The sequence below is a fragment of the Flavobacterium arsenatis genome (assembly GCF_031456785.1).
In the GTDB taxonomy this organism is placed as follows: domain Bacteria; phylum Bacteroidota; class Bacteroidia; order Flavobacteriales; family Flavobacteriaceae; genus Flavobacterium; species Flavobacterium arsenatis.
Map to the genome: position 1 here is coordinate 256,064 of NZ_JAVDVI010000003.1, position 18,841 is coordinate 274,904.

Consider the following 18,841-nt stretch of genomic DNA (forward strand, 5'->3'; position numbering starts at 1 on the left):
TTAGAGAGAGAGTTTTTTGTGAATGTCGTCCACAAATTTCTTGAATTGCTTATCGGTAGAAACCAAGTTGTCAACTGTTTTACAAGCATGCAAAACCGTAGCGTGATCGCGATCTCCAATTTGAGAACCAATGTTTGCTAAAGAAGCTTTGGTAAATTTCTTGGCAAAAAACATAGCCAACTGTCTCGCTTGAACAACGTGACGTTTTCTTGTTTTAGATTGCAAAGTATCTAAATCCAATTGAAAATAATCCGAAACTACTTTCTGGATATAATCAATTGATATTTCACGTTTTACATTCTTCACAAATTTCTCCACGACTTGTTTTGCCAAATCAATTGTAACTTCTTTTTTGTTGAAAGAAGATTGAGCAATCAAAGAAATAATAGCGCCTTCAAGCTCACGAACATTCGATTTGATGTTTCGTGCAACATATTCGATAATTTCATCTGGAATTTCAACACCATCACGATACAAGATGTTTTTCAAGATAGAAATTCTTGTCTCGTAATCCGGTTGATGCAATTCAGCCGAAAGCCCCCATTTGAAACGGGACAACAATCGTTGTTCGATATCTTGCATATCAACTGGAGCCTTGTCAGAAGTCAGGATAACCTGTTTTCCGTTTTGGTGCAAGTAGTTGAATATATGGAAGAATACGTCTTGAGTACCTGTTTTTCCAGAAAGAAATTGAACGTCGTCAATAATCAAAACATCAATCAATTGATAGAAATGAATAAAATCGTTACGGTTGTTTTTCTTTACGGAATCAATATATTGTTGTGTGAAAATTTCGGCAGAGATATACAAAACCGTTTTTTCTGGATATTTATCTTTGATTTCAACCCCAATAGCATGAGCCAAATGGGTTTTTCCTAGACCAACTCCACCAAAAATCAATAACGGATTAAACGATGTCCCACCTGGTTTATTGGCAACAGCCATACCTGCAGAACGCGCCAATCTATTAGAATCTCCTTCAAGGAAATTGTCAAAACTGTAATTTGCATTCAGTTGCGATTCAATCTTGAGGTTTCTGATTCCAGGAATTACAAAAGGATTTTTAAGCTCTGGATTTAAGTTTTTAAATGGAGCATCAACTTCCTGAGCTTTCATCGGAGCTCTATGAGCACTCGGCAATTGTTCAGTAAAAGGTTGTTTGTTACCATAAGTATTCTCCATTTTAATTTTATAGAGTAACTTTGCGTTTTTTCCGAGTTCTTTGGTAAGGGCAACTTTTAACAGTTTCACATAATGTTCTTCAAGCCATTCATAAAAGAATTTACTAGGAACTTGAATATACAAAGCGTTATCGGTTAACTCAACTGACTTAATCGGTTCGAACCAAGTTTTGTAGGCTTGATCCTGGATATTATCTTTTATGAATAGAAGACAGTTTTCCCATACTGATTGAGCAGTTTTGTTCATATATTCTGTTGATTTGTCTTTTGTTATTAATGGTTTATCTTACAAAAAATGTAGTGCTATTTCTACTATTATTCGGGAGAACAAATATGTGAACAAATTTCTTTAAAAAAAAATAAATAGGGGTTGAATTTGTAAAAATATTGTCGTAAGTAATATAGAATTTAATTTTAATTAACGTTAAAAAAACATGAGAGAACATCAATTTACAGTACGTGTTAGATATGCAGAAACAGATCAAATGGGAGTCGTTTATCACGGGAATTATGCACAATATTTTGAGATGGGTCGAGTGGAATGGCTAAGAAATATGGGGGTTTCCTACAAATGGATGGAGGAAAACGGAATTATGCTTCCTGTTGTTTCTTTAAATATAAATTATAAAAAACCAGCACGTTATGATGACTTGTTGAGGGTCAAAACTATTTATAAAAATCAGACTTCTGTTAAGATAGAATTTGAATACGAGATTTATAACGAAAGCAATGAGTTATTAACAATTGGGAGTTCAATTTTGGTTTTTGTAGATATGAAAACGGGTCGTCCAACGCTTCCTCCAGACTATATAAATGAAAAACTTTCGAGAATTGATGGCTAAACAAAATAGATGCTGATTATTCTTTAATTTTGATGCCAATTTCAAACATAGAATTAAAAATGTCGAATGTATGTTCGGCATTTTTTTTTCGGGTTGCGATTTCAATTTCGCAACTCATTTCCATTTTTTGTGAAATTAGTTCCAAGTTTTTTTCCTTGATAACCCGCATCACTTTGTTCATGTTTTTATAGTCGAAAGTTATAAGGTAATGAACGCTGATTGTTTTTTCGATAATTTCGGCTACTTCGAGACTCATTTGGGCCGAAGTTCTATAAGCAGAAATCAATCCGCCAACTCCAAGTTTTGTTCCTCCAAAATAACGAACTACAACAATCAAGACATTCGTTAGTCCAAAAGACTGAATTTGGCCATAAATAGGCATTCCAGCTGAATTACTCGGTTCGCCATCATCATTGGCACGAAATGAAATTTTATCGGTGCCAATTTGATAAGCATAACAAAAATGACCTGCACCTGAATGTTGTTTCCTCAACGTTTCCAAGATTTCCTTAACAGCTTCTTCGGTTTCGATTGGAAATGCATAGCCAAAGAACTTGCTGTTTTTCTCTTTTAGCAATGTTTCTTCTGATGGCTCGGCCAAAGTTTTATAGGTGTCTTTAATTTCCAAAGTACAGTTTAAAGTAGTTTTTTGTCGAATAAATCTACAACGTCTTCTTGTCCAACTTGCAAATTCCAAATCTGGATACCAAGTTTCGAAGCCGAATCGGTATTTTCTTTTTTGTCATCAACAAATAAGGTGCGTTTTGCCGAAAGATTGTTTTGCTCCAAGACATATTTGTAGATTTCTTCATCCGGTTTTCGCATTCCCAATTCAAATGAAAAATACACCTTTTCGAAACATTGATAAAAGGTGCTGTAGAATGATTCTCCAACGGTTTCTTGAAAATGCTCGATGTGGATTGCATCGGTATTGCTCAACAGGAACAGTCTGTATTTTTGTGAAAGCAGTTGCAAGAATTCCAATCGATACAGTGGAAAATCCATCAAAACCGTATTCCAATTTGACTTGATGTTTTCCAATGAAGCATTTGGAATATGCTGTTGTAGTCCAGAAAGGAATTCTTCTTCGGAGATTTTTCCCACTTCAAAACTCATGTTCAGTTTTCGCATGTCGTCGTTCCATTCTTCGAGTTTCAAAGTATGAAAGGCATTTTTCATCGCATCTTTGTTCAGATTGATGAAGATATCTCCAAAATCAAAAATTATGGCTTCAATCATGGTTCCTAAATATTAAAAGTTGATCGTCTAGAATAGTCTGTTTTTCTGCCAATGTAGAATACAAATCGGGGGCTTTGGTTCCATTTTCAAAAGAAATAGTTCCCTTGAAAACTCGTACTTCGTCCCAAAGATTTGCATCAATAAACGTTTGAAGCATTTGTCTTCCACCTTCAATAATAACCGATTGAATATTGTGTTTGTATAAAACTGCCGTAATTTCTTCGGCAATAGTTCCATTAAAATCAATCCTTTCAAAAATCAAATTAGAATCTTCTGATTTTTGATTTCCATCAGAAATTAAAATCGTAGTTGCTTCGTTATTAAAGATATGGTTTTCTTTTGGAATTCTGTTTTTTCGGTCCAAAACAATTCGGATTGGGTTACTTCCTGTCCAATCCCGAACGGTTAAAGTTGGATTGTCATCAATAACGGTTTGGGTTCCCACTAAAATTGCATGTTCTTCACTTCTCCATTTATGAACCAATTGTCTAGAATATGGATTGGTAATCCAAACTGGCTTTTGTTCTTTGTCATTCAGAGCCTTGCGAAGAATCTCATTTGGAGCGATAAAACCATCCAAAGTTTCGGCCCATTTCAATATAATATAAGGTCTTTGTTTTTGATGGAAGGTGAAAAAACGTTTGTTGAGTTCGTTGCATTCGTCTTCCAAAACACCAACGGTGAGCTTTTTTCCGGCTTCAATCAGTTTCTTGATGCCTTTTCCAGCTACTTTTTCATTTGGATCAACCGTTCCAATCACAACGTTTGGGATGTTATTAGCAATAATCAAATCACAGCATGGAGGTGTTTTTCCAAAATGACTGCAAGGTTCCAGGCTTACATAAATCGTAGATTTTGAAAGTAAAGATTTGTCTTTTACGGAATTTACAGCATTCACTTCTGCATGTGGTTCGCCTGATTTTTTATGCCAACCTTCACCAATAATTTCATTTTCATACACGATTACACTGCCAACCAAAGGATTAGGATAGGTGGTTCCCAAACCGTTTTTGGCGAGCTCGATGCAACGTTTTATATATTTTTCATGTATCTTCACATCACAAAAATAAGATATTGTTTCGGAATGCAACAGATAAATATACGACCAATACAACCCGAAGACAACCAGGCAATTGAACAAGTTGTTCGGGATGTTTTCATCGAAATGAATATTCCCAAAGTAGGAACCGCCTATGCTGATCCTCAATTAAAATTGATGTTTGAGGCTTATGATAAGCCAAGATCAATTTATTTTGTAGTCGAAAATAACGGAAAAATAATCGGTGGAGCAGGAGTGAGCCAACTTGAAAATGAAAACGAAAGCATTTGCGAATTGCAAAAGATGTATTTTTTGCCCGAAGCGAGAGGTTTGGGATTAGGAATTGAACTGATGGAAAAATGTTTGGCGAAAGCCAAGGAATTCGGATTTGAAAGTTGCTACCTGGAAACAATGCCTTATATGGAATCGGCTCAAAAGCTTTATAAAAAAGTAGGTTTTGAGTATTTGGATCAACCTTTGGGAAATACAGGACACACTTCTTGTCCGGTTTGGATGTTGAAAAAATTATAAAATCACTGAAAGCTTGACTATTTCAAACTAGAGCAAGACTGTAGAATTTTTAATTTTTGCGAAAGTGATTTTACTATCTTTGATTTCGTGAATTAGATTCTTATTTTATGTGGTCAAAAATTACTACTCAAAGAGGTGAATTCGCGTTGGACTAAATTCACGATAAAGGAATTGGCTGTATTGGACCATACAACAGAAAATAAAAATGAGTAAAAAATCTCAAATAAATATAGAAGAATTGGATTATAGTGCGATTTTAAATCAGGCTATAAATCAAATCAAGACTGCCCGAACGTTAGTTGCAAAGAAGGTAAATACTACCGCAAATTCTGTCTATTGGAATTTAGGAAAATTACTTTTTGAAAAACATTTAGAAGAGGGTTATGGCAGTGGTGTTGTTAAGCAATTATCTGTTGACCTCAAAAACGAATTTCCAGATATGGGTTTGTCGCCTCGTAACTTATGGAATATGAAACGCTTTTATGAGCGTCATTATCAGTCAGATACAAAACTGCTACAGAGTGTAGCAGTTTTACCGTGGGGGCATAATTTATTGTTGTTGGACAAAGTACAATCTCCTTCTGCGGTTGAATTTTACGCCAATGAAGCATCCACAAAAGGATGGTCGAGGGATTTATTGCTCAACGCCATCAAAATGGACAGCTACAGTCGTGCAGAAAACCAGTTAAAAACTAATAATTTCAGCAATACATTGCCTGAAATAAATGCTGAATATGCCAATGAAGTGTTCAAAAGTTCCTATAATTTGGGCTTTCTCGGAATTACCGAACCTGTAAAAGAATTGGAATTAGAAAATAGGTTAATAGCTAAAATAAGGGCTTTTGTGCTGGAATTAGGAAAAGGTTTTTCGTTTATAGGCAACCAATACCGCTTAGAATACAACTATAAAGAATACTTTGTAGATATGCTTTTCTTTCACAGAGGCATGCAATCTCTTGTGGCAATTGAACTTAAAATTGGAAGCTTCAAAGCCGAATATGTTGGAAAAATGAACCTCTATCTTTCTTTACTTGATAAATTGGAAAAAGGCGAAAATGAAAATCCATCCATCGGAATTATTCTCTGTGCAGACAAAGACCATTTGGATGTTGAGATAGCATTGCAAGATATTAACAAACCCATTGGTGTAGCCGAGTACCAGCTGTTGTTGCCGAAAGATGAACTGCAAAGTTTAATATTGAATGAAATAAACGCAGAAGAAGAAAACGAGCAAACATAAATTTACATTATATACAAGGTTTTGAATATTTAAACGAATCTTTGATAAGGTTTGGATGCTGAAAAAAATATAAAATGAGAGCTAAAATATACAAAGTACAATTCATCGAAGCCGTTCAAGACATTTATGATGCGATGGAAGCCGAAAGTTTTTTTCATCTGATTTTGGAAGAAAAACATAAGATGAAGCGAATTGATTTGGCTTTGAATCCTGATTTTGTTTTTTCTGAAAAGGAAATCCAAGAGTGGAATTTGATTTTGGAGGAATTAAAAAAAGAAATTCCGATTCAATATATATTAGGCACAACTGAATTTTTCGGTTTAAAATTTAAAGTCAATGAAAATGTTTTGATTCCGAGACCTGAAACCGAGGAATTGGTGGAGTGGATAATTCAAGATTTAAAGATTCAAGGATTTAAAGATTTAAAGATTTTGGATATTGGAACAGGAAGTGGTTGTATTGCGATTTCATTGGCTAAAAACATTTCGAACTCGAAAGTTTATGCTATTGATGTTTCTCCCGAAGCTTTGAAAATAGCCAAAGAAAATGCTGAAATGAATCAGGTTGAAGTTGTTTTTTTAGAAAAAAATATATTGGAAACCAATGATTTGGAAATGCATTTTGATATAATCGTTTCAAATCCGCCCTATGTTCGAAATCTTGAAAAGCAAGAAATCAAGAAGAACGTCTTGGATAATGAACCACATCTGGCACTTTTTGTAGAAGATGATGACGCTTTGATTTTTTACCGAAAAATTGCGGAATTGGCTACAAAAAACCTCAATGAAGATGGAAGATTGTATTTTGAAATCAATCAATATTTAGGAGAAGAAATGATAGAATTACTTCATAACAAAGGTTTTCAGGATATCGAACTTCGAAAAGATATTTATGAAAATGATAGGATGACAAAGGCTGTTTTGAAAAACAATCATTAGAATTATACTTCAACCGACTACAATTTATTTTTAAAATAAGATATTTGCAAAGAATTTCGAACCGTGAGAAAACTCAGAGTTCCTAATTCATAACTCATAATTAAAAAAATGGCATCAAAACCCAGCATACCAAAAGGAACAAGAGATTTTTCGCCAGCAGAAGTGGCAAAAAGGCAATACATCATCCAAATCATTAAAACCAATTTTGAGAAATTTGGCTTCCAGCCGATAGAAACCCCGTCGTTTGAAAATTCAGATACTTTGATGGGTAAATATGGCGAAGAAGGCGATCGATTGATTTTTAAGATATTGAATTCGGGCGATTATTTGGCGAAAGCCGATACAACTTTATTGGAAAATAGAGACAGTTTGAAATTAACGAGCTCTATTTCTGAAAAAGCCCTTCGATATGATTTAACCGTTCCATTTGCAAGATACGTAGTGCAACATCAAAACGATATAGAGTTCCCTTTTAAAAGATACCAAATTCAACCCGTTTGGAGAGCCGATAGACCTCAAAAAGGCCGTTTCAGAGAGTTTTATCAATGTGATGCCGATGTAGTAGGTTCTACTTCGTTATGGCAGGAAGTGGAGTTGGTGCAATTGTATGATGGTGTTTTTTCTGATTTAGGTCTGGAAGGTGTGACGATTAAAATCAACAACCGAAAAATCCTATCCGGAATTGCTGAAGTAATTGGTGCAAAAGACAAGCTGATTGATTTTACAGTCGCTTTGGATAAGCTGGATAAAATTGGCGAAGACGGAGTAAAGAAAGAAATGCTTGAAAAAGGTATTTCGGAAACTGCAATTGAAAAAGTACAGCCGTTGTTCAATTTCACAGGAACAATTACTGAAAAGATAGAAAAATTGGCAACTCTTTTGGCTTCTTCGGAAGAAGGATTGAAAGGTGTTGAAGAATTGAAATTCATCTGTGAAAATGTTGCAAATTTAGGAATGCAGAAATCGATTCTAGATTTGGATGTAACCCTTGCTAGAGGTTTGAATTATTATACAGGAGCTATTTTTGAAGTTGCTCCTCCAGCCTCAGTTTCGATGGGTTCCATCGGTGGTGGCGGAAGATACGATGATTTGACAGGTATCTTCGGATTGAAAAATATGAGTGGTGTTGGAATTTCTTTTGGCTTGGACCGAATTTATTTGGTTGTGGAAGAATTGAATCTATTTCCAGAAACCGTAAAGGTAACCACAAAGGCTTTGTTCATCAATTATGGAAATGCCGAAGCTTTTTATGCGATGAAAGCCATTGCTGAATTGAGAAAAGCGGGAATAAAAGTAGAATTGTATCCGGATAACGCAAAAGTAGGAAAGCAATTCAATCACGCTGATAAAAGAAATATTCCTTTTGCAGTGATTGCAGGAGAAACGGAAATGAATAACAAGCAATTTGCTTTGAAAAACCTTGCTACAGGCGAACAGGTTTTGTTGGATTTTGAAGCATTGAAAAAAGCTTTGCTATAACAGACCAAGCTCTTTAAAAACAAAAGCACAATCTTTATTTCAGGATTGTGCTTTTTTTATTCTTTGTAAAGAATTTAGGCATAAAAAAACGGACTAAAATTAGTCCGTTTTGTGGTAGCGAGGACGGGACAGAATAATGAACTTTTTGAGGAGGATTTGGAACGTCTACTAAATATTCCTATGGATCCAAGACTATTTTAAATAGATATTTATCTTGATTACTTTGTAGATAACCTCGCCGGCTGACTTCTATGGTCATCCTTGTTAGGGTTGATTATTAATTGCTTTTGATCCAAGAATGTCAACATCTTTTTTATTTCCTTTTAGTTTTTTGGATATAGGGTTTTTACTTCCTTTGCTTTTAAAAAGCTTTATTAAATGATCTTTGGTTCGTAATGATCCTTTGTTTTTTTCGTCTTGAAATATTTCTGATTGTAGTGTGTAGGCAATTTCTTTGTTACTTGCGGACTTGACGGATAAACCACTTTCAGTTAAATCTTTCTTTATGATGTTGTATTTGATTTCCAGCTCTCCGCTGTAATCCAAGTGAATGCTTTTTATTATTCCTATAATATCGCTATCACTTCTGTGATATTGGTTTTCGACATAGACATAATCTCCTAACCGAACTGCTAGCATATCGCATTTTTCCTTGATAATTCTATCTTTTTGAAGTATAGCCTCTTCCTTATTCTTAATTAGATTGAGTATCACAGTAGATCTTATATTAGAATATTCATCAGGAATATATTCCTTTATCTTTTCTTTAAGGACTGAAGCATCAATCTGGATATTATTAATTACGTCTGTATAATAGCCGATAGAAAATGGTACTTTATTTTCTACAACAAATCTCCTGATGGCTGATATATCACCTCCGCCAGCATTATACAGATCTTCATCTGTCAAAATGTTTTCTCTATCTGGTAATTCTTTGACTGCCGCGTCAATTAAATGACTATGATAATAGCAATCAAAATCAAACTCTCTTTTAGTAACCTTCAGGTATTCCTTTTTAAAAGAATTCTCGTTTTGTTCTGAATATTTAGACTTTCTTAGAAAGTCTAATATATAATTGAAAAATGGTTCTGTCTCTAAGGAAGCTATTTCTATTTCACATATTGCAGGTATTACATTCTTTATAAAGCCGTCAAAAATATTTTGAGCAAACTGGTAATGGTAGATGAACAATTTTATTACCTCTGCATCCATATGATAATTTCTTTGAGACTTATAGATGAAAGAAACAAATTTGTTGCCTGTTTCATTTTGCGAATTATAAAAATAATTGTTTACGCTTCTTTTATCTTCATCAGAAAGAGTTCCATAATCAAACAAATCAATATCTATATAAAATCGGCAAGCTCGATTAGAAAAAGCTTCAGCCAGTTCATAAGAAACCGATATTTTTTTAATCTTATCTTTCAATTGCATTATACCGGTGCAATGTCTGTTGAGGTAAGAGATAAATTCTGGGTTGATGTAATCAGTGTGCAACATGTCTTTACTTTTTAAATTTCATAAGGTCTTATATAGAATACAGGACTATCCCAGTCCTCATCCTCATCAAAAGATATAGATTCCCATTCGTTACTATCAAATTCTAATTCACAATATTCTTGATAACAAGTTTCAGCATCGAAGATCTGCATCATCGTAATAACAGCAAGAGGATAAAGGACTGAATCTTCTAGCTCATAAGCTAATTTTATAGCATCGCCAGCACTGTCGTAACACTCCATATAGACCTGAAACTTTCGCCAGGACTCCTGTTTCATTTTGTCAAGATGCTCTGTTCTTCCGATATTTTCCTTTACTTTCTGATATGTTTTATTCCAATAATTTTCCCATTCACTAAGTGTCTTCGGTAGAAAAATATGCTTTTCAATACCTGCATCTACATAAATTTCACTCCATATATCTTCATTTGTCATGGTGTATATCTCGTCATAAGATTTGCTATCTATTATGGACTTTAGAAACGCCGTTTTCCCTTCATAGGTATCCATTTGGTAGACCCTATCATTGGTGTGGAAATGTATTTGTTCACCAACTGTTTGTGCTTTATAGTCGTCTTTTTTGAGATTGCTATGTTTTTCAAACGCTTGAAGGAAATTATCGTATTTTGGCAATCCACTTTGTTTATTTTCAAGGTCAAACATTTTTCTTGCAATGCCTTTTATTCCAGAGCCGTCAAGGAACTCAGTGGCTTCATTTTTTAGTAATGTCAAAACGTTTTCTTTGCCTTCTGCCTTTAGTTCATGATATCTGTTAGTAAGATACTTCTTGAGATTTAATAGGGTAAAATAGTAGATGTCATTCTCTTTTTCTTCTTCCTTTTTAGCGTTCCATTTTTTAGGGTCAATGGTATGCTCTAGGCTAAATGTTGTCTTTTCTGTTCCATCGCTGATACGGCAATAAAGGTTTTTTTTCCTGCCTTCGTTTAAGTAATATGATATTTTCATAAATATATTTTGTAATCTATTTTTGTATTTCAAAGTAAATGTAGTTTAAAAATGTATTACATTGTGTTTTTTGGTAAAATATTTTTTGTGGTTATGAAAAGGATATCGGTAAAGAGTGCCATAACTATATTGGAAAAAAACAAAATTGAAGTAAATACTGATGAAGCAATTATAATTCTTGATTTGCTTTATCTCATTGCAAAGACTTACAAAAAAAATGATTGTGGTAAATAACCTTTTGCCTTAAGTAAACTTCGAACATTAGCAAAGCCGGCATTATATATGAAATACTAGGCTTTTCAGGGTTCAAATCTTCCGTTCCCACTACCAATTATTCGACAAAATCGAACACTTATCGTGTGTCTTGTAACTAATTGTTTTACAAGAAATTGAGTGCATAAAAAAAGGAAACACAGCAATTGCTATGTTTCCTCAAGTACATGCCCGAACTAATGTCGAACTTTTTTGTAGAAGATTTAGAGCGTTTACTTAACATTCCTAGCAATAGAAATGCATCGTAGAGCCTCATTTTCTTTGCTTGAATATGGGTAATTAATTAGTGTTTGAAACTCAATTATTATTAAAAAAGACTAGTAGAGTATCAGGAAGGGATTCAAACCCACCTCTGTATGTTGCATTAATGTTCTACTTGTTTATCTTGTTCACTTTATATTTATGTTCACGAAAACGTGAACACTTTACATTCGTGAACGGATACATAATTATTTAGTTTATCAACAACATCAGCACCAAATATTTATGCAGAAAGCCCTCATATAATAAGAAGATCCTGTTCGGAATAATGTTATTATGCTAATCGCCCCGATCACTAAAGATCTCGAAAGCCAGCCATATCTGCAGATTCCCATCCCACCTAATGGACAATGATGACTTAGTCCCAACAGAATCTCACTTATACACAATAGCTTCAAAATAAAGCTCAGGTAAAATTATTTTGATATCCTGCGAAGCTCCTTCCTTAAGCCAATGCAATATGAAATTGACATTTACACTTTTTAGTTCATAGTGTTTTGACTTCATTTCCTCAATTTTCTCAATGAGTCGCTTTGAAAATTTCAACACGGATTGTCCATTCGAATTTAAGCATTCATCTTCTTTAACATTCAGCATTTCTCCACACCTTAATTGGGAAACTAAAACTTGTTTGTTGATAAAATAGTCTAACCAGATATCTTTTAAAGTTGCATGTACAGCAATTTTATCAGGTGCAGTGTAAATCTCAAAATCATTTATTTCTTCAAGATTTTCCGCAACCAAATGATTGAGAAAGTTTGTATTTAAATGAATATTTAGATTGCGTTTAGCCCTTGTCATAGCTACATATAATTGCCGCTTAGTTTCATCTGTAGCTTGATTAAAATTCTCAAGCAAAAGGAATACATTATCAAACTCTTTTCCTTTGGCTTTATGAATAGTTGACACAAAAATAGTTTCGCCATTTTCATTATAAAAATCCTCTAGTTTAGATTCCCGGATCAAAACTTCTAAATCAGATTTATACTTTTTGTAAGGATTAGTGGTTTCAAAATCTTTGATGATGTTCAGGCAGATTTCTAATTTATTGCTGTTACGGAAGGTGTTGAGTAGCGCTCGTTTAGCATTGTCCCAAACCTCATCACTGATTGTGTAAATATCAGCTCCCAAATCTACTTTATCCAGTAAAAACCGGACTTCAACAAGATTATACAAACTAAAACCGTCATTAGATTGTATCAGTTTTGCCATAATGCCATTCTTTAAAAGCAGTCCAGCAACTTTGATAGCCTCCTCGTTCGTTTTTGTGAGCACACATGTGGTTCCGGAAAGATCTGTGTTAGCTATATCAGTTACAAGAGGCGTAATCAGATTATTGCTTTGATACCTAACAACCTTGATTTTTCCATTATCAGTTTGATTAGCAATAATTGGTGTTTCTTTTAACCTGTGATGAATTTGTCGGACAAATTGATTTGAGAATGCAACCAGATTGCTTTTACTACGGTAATTTTCAACCAATTCATGTTTTATGGCGTTGTTGTCATAAATGAACTGTTCAAGATATTTAGAACTCGCGCCCCTAAATTCATAAATATTTTGATCATCATCTCCCACAGCAATAACCCTCATTTCTTCATTCTGCTCCATCAATGCGTTAATAAGAGCGAACTCGTCTGCATTCATATCCTGGGCTTCGTCAATAACTAAAACGGTCTTTGTAATTTTACTGGCCTCAACATCGCCATTTTTAATCCTTTCAACTGTAGTGTTTAAAATATCTGTCGATTTTTCTAAAGTGCCGACTTTGCCTAGAAGATCAAAACAGTAAGAATGAGATGTCTTAATCTCAATAAAGTTTGCGGCATTGCCAATCAGTTTTAATAAACGCTTTTTAAATTCGGTAGCAGCCGCCCTTGAAAATGTCAGTATCAATAACTGCTCATGCTTAACATCCTCCATTAACAGGAGTGAAGCCAGTTTATGAACTAACAACTTTGTTTTTCCACTACCTGGACCGGCAGCAACAACTATATGCTGTGTTTCGTTATCATTAATAATTTTCAACTGTGTAGGGGACAGTTCCCCAAACAGTTGTCTGAATTTTGCAGGGGTAATATTTCGCTTAATCTCATTTTGTCTGCTACCTTTAAAATATTTGTTTAAGAAAGAACTATAATTTAGTTGGAAATAATCTTCCACAAACTGAAGTGCATTTCTATAATCTGTAATCATTCTTTGGGCATATTCGCCCACAATATGGATTTGCTGGACTTTGCTTTCGTAAAACTGACTGAGCTTTTGATAATCGTCTTTAGTGTACTGCTTTTTATTATTTTGTTCGGTTCGCTCAATAGTTAAGCGGTTATATACAACAAGAAAACCGCCTTCTATCTTTATTGCCTCAATTCGTGAAAGATAGAACAACGTATCTTCAATATCATCAATGCTTATTTCTTTTTTGAAAAGGCTGAAACTATTATCATAAGCAGCCTTTAGTTCATGTACTGAAAACTCCACCAAAATCTCATCTTTATCCGTCTGGCCATTTATAGTTTCGTTGATGGTTTTATCATAAAAGAATCCAACGATAAATGTTGCAAGCTCATGGCGCTTTTCAAGCTTATCTTTTAGTTGCTCTTTACTTTGAAGACAGAGTACAGCAATATGGTTCTTAGAATGTTCCAAGTTCTTTCTTTTAATCCAGTTCTTAATAGACCAAAAGTTAATTATCGTTTTTAGTTTATTGGTATTTACACCGTCACATCCATTTTTTTCAGCCTCCTCATTTAATTCTTTCAAATGAAAAGTGCTTTCTTCTTCTTTGAAAAGCGGCAATAAAAAGTTTTCAATTTTACTGTATGTCTCTACAATGGAAAGGGAGCGGTTTTTATTTTCTGCTTTCTTTATAAATGCGGTCAAGTCCTTTGCATCAGCCAGGATATTCTCCTCACGTAGCAAATTTATCACATTAATGACCTCTTCTTTTACAATACCCAAATGATCACTAATATAATCTACCCTTGATTCGGCGGTTTCATTGGTGGTCTGCTTTCTACTTTTACTTGAAAACAGTTTCTTTATAATACGTACGCCTTGCTCTTTTTGTTTTTCTTCAAATTTTTCAGAAGTGTTTATTTTATCAATCGCTTCCTGAGCATTTTTAGATAAAATACTGTTAGCAAACACCCTCGGCATATTCTGTCCACGTTTAAGATATCCGGCATCTTCAAGAGCAGCAATTGCGGTAGTTACGCGCGTTTCTATTTCTACCACATTATCATCCCAACCCGCTTTGCGGGCAATCTCTAATGCTGAATTGGATACTTTAGAACGGAATCTTGTAATATCTTTTATCGCTTTCCATACCTGCTGGATTTCTTTTATGGAAAGTTTGGTCTGGTTGAGCAGAATAAAGTGCTTGCTGAGATCTTCTTCATTAAAAAGTACAAAACAATCAGCTGAGATATTTTCATCCCTGCCTGCGCGTCCTGCTTCCTGAACATAGTTTTCAAGTGAATCTGAAATTTCATAATGAATAACCAGACCTACATCTTTTTTGTCTACTCCCATACCAAATGCGGAAGTAGCTACCATAATTTGTGTTTCACCATTTAAAAAGGCATCTTGGTTTTTGGTTTTCTCCTGCTTATCCATTTTTCCATGGTATGGTTTTGCATTAAAACCATCATTTGCTAACCTTTCAGCAAGCAGATAAGCCTTTCTCGTTCGGGACACATAGATAATCGTTGGACAGTTTTTCTCTTCAATTAAATCCCGAGCAGTCAAATATTTTTCTTCTTCATTTTGCTTTTCAAAAACCTTGTATTGAAGATTAGTCCTCGATGCTTTTGAGGTGAAAACTTCAAGATCCAGCGCTAACTTTTCGCTAAAATAATCTCTGATATCCTCAATTACCTTCTGTTTGGCCGTTGCGGTAAAGCACGATACCGGTATGCCATCCTCTAGGTTTTTCTTTTCCTGAATTAGTTTTATAAAATCCCCGATGTATAGATAGTCGACCCTGAAATCTTGTCCCCATGATGAAAAACAGTGCGCTTCATCAATTACAAAACGGGCAACTTTCCGCCCTAAAATTAGCTTTTCGATAGTCTTTGAGCGAAGCGACTCAGGAGAAATGTATAAAATAGAAGCAGAACCATCTTCAATCCTCTCAAACGATTTGGCTCTTTCAATAGGGTCTAATAGTCCGTTAATGGTAACGGCTTCAGTTATTCCGTTCTTTTCAAGGTTGTCAACCTGGTCTTTCATTAGCGACTGAAGGGGGGAAATTACGATGGTCAATCCTTTTGAATTTTCAGCGCTCATAAGTGCCGGAACCTGAAATGTAATTGATTTTCCACCACCTGTTGGAAAAACAGCCAAAACTGATTTGTTATTCACAGCTGCCTTTACAGCTTTTTCCTGAAGCGGTTCGCCAGCATAAGTCCGGTATGAATCGAAACCAAAGAATCTTTTTAATCCTTTGTATATGTCAAGGGCATTATTACAGTAATTACAACCGGTTATGCAAGGTTTACTTCGTAACCATAGCATTATGCGCTCTACCTCAGGGAAGTTCTTTAGAACCCATGGAGGTGTAATCGAGTGAACCGTTTTATGGGTTATAAATGAATTGATCAATGCCAGGCAATAGGCCAATTCAATAGGATGTTCAGCTATTATTTCGGTTAGATCTGCATCTTCACAAATTTCGTTACGAAACTTTAATCTAACCAGAGCTTCTGTATCAGGATTCATGCTCCTGTAAGTTACAAACTTAAAAAATGCGCCAAATTCCTTTGTGGAATTTAAGAGAAGGTAGAAGATTTCTTTAAGCGTTTCATCTGCTTGCCAAAAAGCGGCAACCTCACTATTGAATAAATCCCGTGCCTTGATGGAATCGTTTAAGGGGTTGTTTGTGTCTTCCGTCTGAAGTTTGTCATCTTTTAATAGTTTATGGTAAGGCTTCGTTGGGAATAGTAAGGGGGATAGGTATAGAGTATCAATTATGTTTGAAGGGTTAATGCCAGCATCGTAAATTGCTTTACCTATATATTTTATATCGTGATTTAATATGTTATGCCCGCACACATAATCGTCACCTTTGAGGAACTGGACAAAATCCCCTAAAGATGCTTTATGGAATTGACTCCCGTTTTGTTTAATTGCCCCTATATCAAGAATTTTATCTTTGTTTGGTTCAATTTCGGTGTCAATGAATGTAATTAAACGTGTATTATTTTGTTCATCTATTAGCATTAAACTCAATAAGATTATGGGTTTTGTTGTCTATCTGGCTATAAATCTACAAATATTTAATAGCGAGCATGATAGGGTGCTAATTTAATTAAAGATATATTTTAAATCAAGTTATGGCAATTGATAACGCCAAAACCACTCTAAAATCTTATCATCTATAGTTTGCAAAGACTAACAAAAAAAATGATTGTGGTAAATAACCTTTCCTTGAGTAACTTTTGAACATTAGAAAGAGTCGCATTAAATATGCATTAATAAGCTTTTCCGGATTCAAAACTTCTATTCCGTCTACAAATTATTCGACAAAATCAAACACATATCTTATGTTTTGTAATTGTTTTATAGAAAAGTGACTGCATAAAAAAAGAAACACAATAATTATTGTATTCCTTAAGTAGCATGCCCGAACAAATGGCGAACTTCTTTTTGGAAGATTTGGAACGATTATCGAAACTATTTTAGATAAGTTTGTCAAAAATAGGATGTCTGACACAATGAAAAAAAGTTAAGAGTTTGAACCCTTCATCGCCCACAGAAATACAAATAATGCCATTTGGAAGGCCACGGCTACAAAAAAGTTTAAATAACACTAGTTTACGTTTATTTTTTTATAATTTTAACTAACCAATCCTCATTAATATGTCCGCAAAATTATCAAAGCTAAACTACATCAATGTAGGGAAAAAGGGAACGTTTCAATACGATTCGCAAGCCACATTATTACATACGAGTTCACCAAAAGAAATTGATGAGCTGTTTGACGAACTTAAAAGAAAACAGGTCAAAAAAATTGCAATGTATTTCCACGGGGGGCTTGTACCCTCTGACGAAGGGATTATTACCGCCGAGCGTATCATAAAGTATGTCAATCGCGATACCGATGCATACCCCATTTGTTTTGTTTGGGATACAGGTATTAAAAGGACTGTACTTGACAATCTGGATACCATATGGAATTCGGCTTTTTTTAGAAGGCTGTTAGTGAGGATAATTAAGATTGCCGGCGGGGAGCTAGGGATTGAAAGTATTACGGAAGTTGGATCAAGAGGAGTTAGCAGTCTTAGCGATACCGAAATATATGCCGAACTTGAAAAACCGGTACCTTTTGAACGATACCGCACAGATACTGACGCTAAATCTGCAACCATAATTGAAATCCCTTCGGAAACCCCTGAACCGGTTATTGATAGAAGATTAAGAAAATCTCTAAAAGGCAAAATGGAAGAAGAGATTGAAGCTGATAAAACACTTAGGGAACTTGCAAATGAAGAAAAGCCTGACCAGGAGGCTGAACTTTTTGATAATAAACAGCAAACTGAAGATGAAGATTCTAAAGGGATTGTGAGTTCAGTAAAACTTCTTGCTGCTGCATTGAAAATAACTGTAAATATAATTAAACGTCATATAACACAGAGAAATCATGGGTTCTATCCTACTGTTGTTGAAGAAATACTCAGGGAATTCTACGTCGCCGATCTTGGAAGATGGGCATGGGAAGGAATGAAAAACAAAGCCGCTGCGATGTGGAATGATGATGATTTTAGCGGAGATAGTTCAAAATGGCATGTTGGAACATACTTTATTAAAAAACTCGATGAGTACCTGGAAACTAACGAATTGACTGTTGACCTTGTAGGGCATTCTGCCGGATCGATAGCAATCTGTGAACTTATTGATTTTTTAAAGGAGAGCAATTATGCCGTTACTTTTCGCAATATTATCTTTATGGCACCGGCATGCCGTTGTGACCTCTTTTCAAAAACCTTACTAGCCTACCCCAAACTGTATTCATCTTTTAGATGCTTTACAATGAGCGATGAAAAAGAAAAACTCGATCATCTAGTACGTCTTTATCCGCGATCACTCTTATACCTCATTTCCGGGATATTAGAACCAGAACAAGATGCATACATACTGGGCCTGCAAAGGCATGTCTCGGGGAATTATCCTTATTCGGGGAATTTCCTTGATCAGGTTGCATTGTATCTGAAAACGGAGAACAGGATTGTCTACTCTATAACCCTCGATGATGTAGCAGATGGTTTGCGATCAGGTTCCGTAACACATGGCGGTTTTGATGATGACGATGAAACGACTTTGGACAGTATTATGTATCTTATAAAAAAGTGA

The 18,841-nt window shown here is 34.9% G+C and carries 13 protein-coding genes; 6 read left to right on the top strand and 7 right to left on the bottom strand.

Annotated features, from left to right (window positions below; genetic code table 11):
* Complete coding sequence (gene dnaA / locus J2X31_RS05220) at positions 1-1,428, bottom strand: chromosomal replication initiator protein DnaA (RefSeq protein ID WP_310025010.1); 1,428 nt, start codon at positions 1,426-1,428, stop codon at positions 1-3.
* Positions 1,429-1,615: 187 nt separating this feature from the next.
* On the opposite strand from dnaA, the gene J2X31_RS05225 reads away from it, so the two are divergent.
* Positions 1,616-2,023: an acyl-CoA thioesterase gene (locus J2X31_RS05225; RefSeq protein WP_310025012.1), complete on the top strand. Its 408-nt coding sequence runs from the start codon at positions 1,616-1,618 to the stop codon at positions 2,021-2,023.
* A 16-nt stretch (positions 2,024-2,039) separates the two neighbouring features.
* On the opposite strand, the gene J2X31_RS05230 is transcribed toward J2X31_RS05225, so the two are convergent.
* Genes J2X31_RS05230 through ribD form a run of 3 tightly spaced genes read right to left on the bottom strand, consistent with a single transcriptional unit; the run spans position 2,040 to position 4,319 of the window.
* Positions 2,040-2,651: an IMPACT family protein gene (locus tag J2X31_RS05230; RefSeq protein ID WP_310025013.1), complete on the bottom strand. Its 612-nt coding sequence runs from the start codon at positions 2,649-2,651 to the stop codon at positions 2,040-2,042.
* Positions 2,652-2,659: 8 nt separating this feature from the next.
* On the bottom strand, positions 2,660-3,262 hold the full coding sequence (locus J2X31_RS05235; RefSeq protein ID WP_310025014.1) for an HAD family hydrolase: 603 nt from the start codon (positions 3,260-3,262) through the stop codon (positions 2,660-2,662).
* Positions 3,255-4,319: a bifunctional diaminohydroxyphosphoribosylaminopyrimidine deaminase/5-amino-6-(5-phosphoribosylamino)uracil reductase RibD gene (gene ribD, locus J2X31_RS05240; RefSeq protein ID WP_310025015.1), complete on the bottom strand. Its 1,065-nt coding sequence runs from the start codon at positions 4,317-4,319 to the stop codon at positions 3,255-3,257. Before ribD ends, J2X31_RS05235 begins: the two co-directional genes overlap by 8 nt.
* A 27-nt stretch (positions 4,320-4,346) precedes the next feature.
* Here ribD and J2X31_RS05245 point away from each other — a divergent pair, with 27 nt between their 5' ends.
* From J2X31_RS05245 to hisS, 4 genes are all read left to right on the top strand, one after another.
* Positions 4,347-4,832, top strand: coding sequence for a GNAT family N-acetyltransferase (locus J2X31_RS05245; RefSeq protein WP_310025016.1), 486 nt, complete (start codon positions 4,347-4,349; stop codon positions 4,830-4,832).
* Positions 4,833-5,037: 205 nt separating this feature from the next.
* Entirely contained in the window at positions 5,038-6,072 is a 1,035-nt protein-coding gene (locus J2X31_RS05250; protein WP_310025017.1) for a PDDEXK nuclease domain-containing protein, read from the top strand.
* Positions 6,073-6,146: 74 nt separating this feature from the next.
* Positions 6,147-7,010 carry a peptide chain release factor N(5)-glutamine methyltransferase gene (prmC, locus tag J2X31_RS05255; protein ID WP_310025020.1) on the top strand — a complete coding sequence of 288 codons (864 nt, stop codon included), beginning with the start codon at positions 6,147-6,149 and terminating at the stop codon, positions 7,008-7,010.
* A 108-nt stretch (positions 7,011-7,118) separates the two neighbouring features.
* Positions 7,119-8,489 carry a histidine--tRNA ligase gene (gene hisS / locus J2X31_RS05260; protein ID WP_310025021.1) on the top strand — a complete coding sequence of 457 codons (1,371 nt, stop codon included), beginning with the start codon at positions 7,119-7,121 and terminating at the stop codon, positions 8,487-8,489.
* A gap of 264 nt (positions 8,490-8,753) precedes the next feature.
* Here hisS and J2X31_RS05265 read toward each other — a convergent pair whose 3' ends face one another.
* The 3 genes from J2X31_RS05265 to J2X31_RS05275 form a co-directional block, all read right to left on the bottom strand.
* Positions 8,754-9,989, bottom strand: coding sequence for a hypothetical protein (locus J2X31_RS05265; protein ID WP_310025022.1), 1,236 nt, complete (start codon positions 9,987-9,989; stop codon positions 8,754-8,756).
* Positions 9,990-10,000: 11 nt separating this feature from the next.
* Entirely contained in the window at positions 10,001-10,954 is a 954-nt protein-coding gene (locus J2X31_RS05270; protein ID WP_310025023.1) for a hypothetical protein, read from the bottom strand.
* Between the two features lie 909 nt (positions 10,955-11,863).
* Positions 11,864-16,711 (bottom strand): RecQ family ATP-dependent DNA helicase, encoded by a 4,848-nt coding sequence (locus J2X31_RS05275; protein ID WP_310025038.1) that lies wholly within the window; start codon positions 16,709-16,711, stop codon positions 11,864-11,866.
* 639 nt (positions 16,712-17,350) lie between these two features.
* On the opposite strand from J2X31_RS05275, the gene J2X31_RS05280 reads away from it, so the two are divergent.
* The gene (locus J2X31_RS05280) at positions 17,351-18,841 is read left to right on the top strand and encodes a hypothetical protein (RefSeq protein WP_310025024.1); all 1,491 of its coding nucleotides are present in this window, start codon (positions 17,351-17,353) and stop codon (positions 18,839-18,841) included.

Bases quoted from the DNA above. Each gene is read 5' to 3' on its own strand.
- dnaA (WP_310025010.1), bottom strand. From the start codon at position 1,428: ATGAACAAAACTGCTCAATCAGTATGGGAAAACTGTCTTCTATTCATA.
- J2X31_RS05225 (WP_310025012.1), top strand. From the start codon at position 1,616: ATGAGAGAACATCAATTTACAGTACGTGTTAGATATGCAGAAACAGAT.
- J2X31_RS05235 (WP_310025014.1), bottom strand. From the start codon at position 3,262: ATGATTGAAGCCATAATTTTTGATTTTGGAGATATCTTCATCAATCTG.
- J2X31_RS05245 (WP_310025016.1), top strand. From the start codon at position 4,347: ATGCAACAGATAAATATACGACCAATACAACCCGAAGACAACCAGGCA.
- J2X31_RS05250 (WP_310025017.1), top strand. From the start codon at position 5,038: ATGAGTAAAAAATCTCAAATAAATATAGAAGAATTGGATTATAGTGCG.
- prmC (WP_310025020.1), top strand. From the start codon at position 6,147: ATGAGAGCTAAAATATACAAAGTACAATTCATCGAAGCCGTTCAAGAC.
- hisS (WP_310025021.1), top strand. From the start codon at position 7,119: ATGGCATCAAAACCCAGCATACCAAAAGGAACAAGAGATTTTTCGCCA.
- J2X31_RS05265 (WP_310025022.1), bottom strand. From the start codon at position 9,989: ATGTTGCACACTGATTACATCAACCCAGAATTTATCTCTTACCTCAAC.
- J2X31_RS05270 (WP_310025023.1), bottom strand. From the start codon at position 10,954: ATGAAAATATCATATTACTTAAACGAAGGCAGGAAAAAAAACCTTTAT.
- J2X31_RS05275 (WP_310025038.1), bottom strand. From the start codon at position 16,711: ATGCTAATAGATGAACAAAATAATACACGTTTAATTACATTCATTGAC.
- J2X31_RS05280 (WP_310025024.1), top strand. From the start codon at position 17,351: ATGTCCGCAAAATTATCAAAGCTAAACTACATCAATGTAGGGAAAAAG.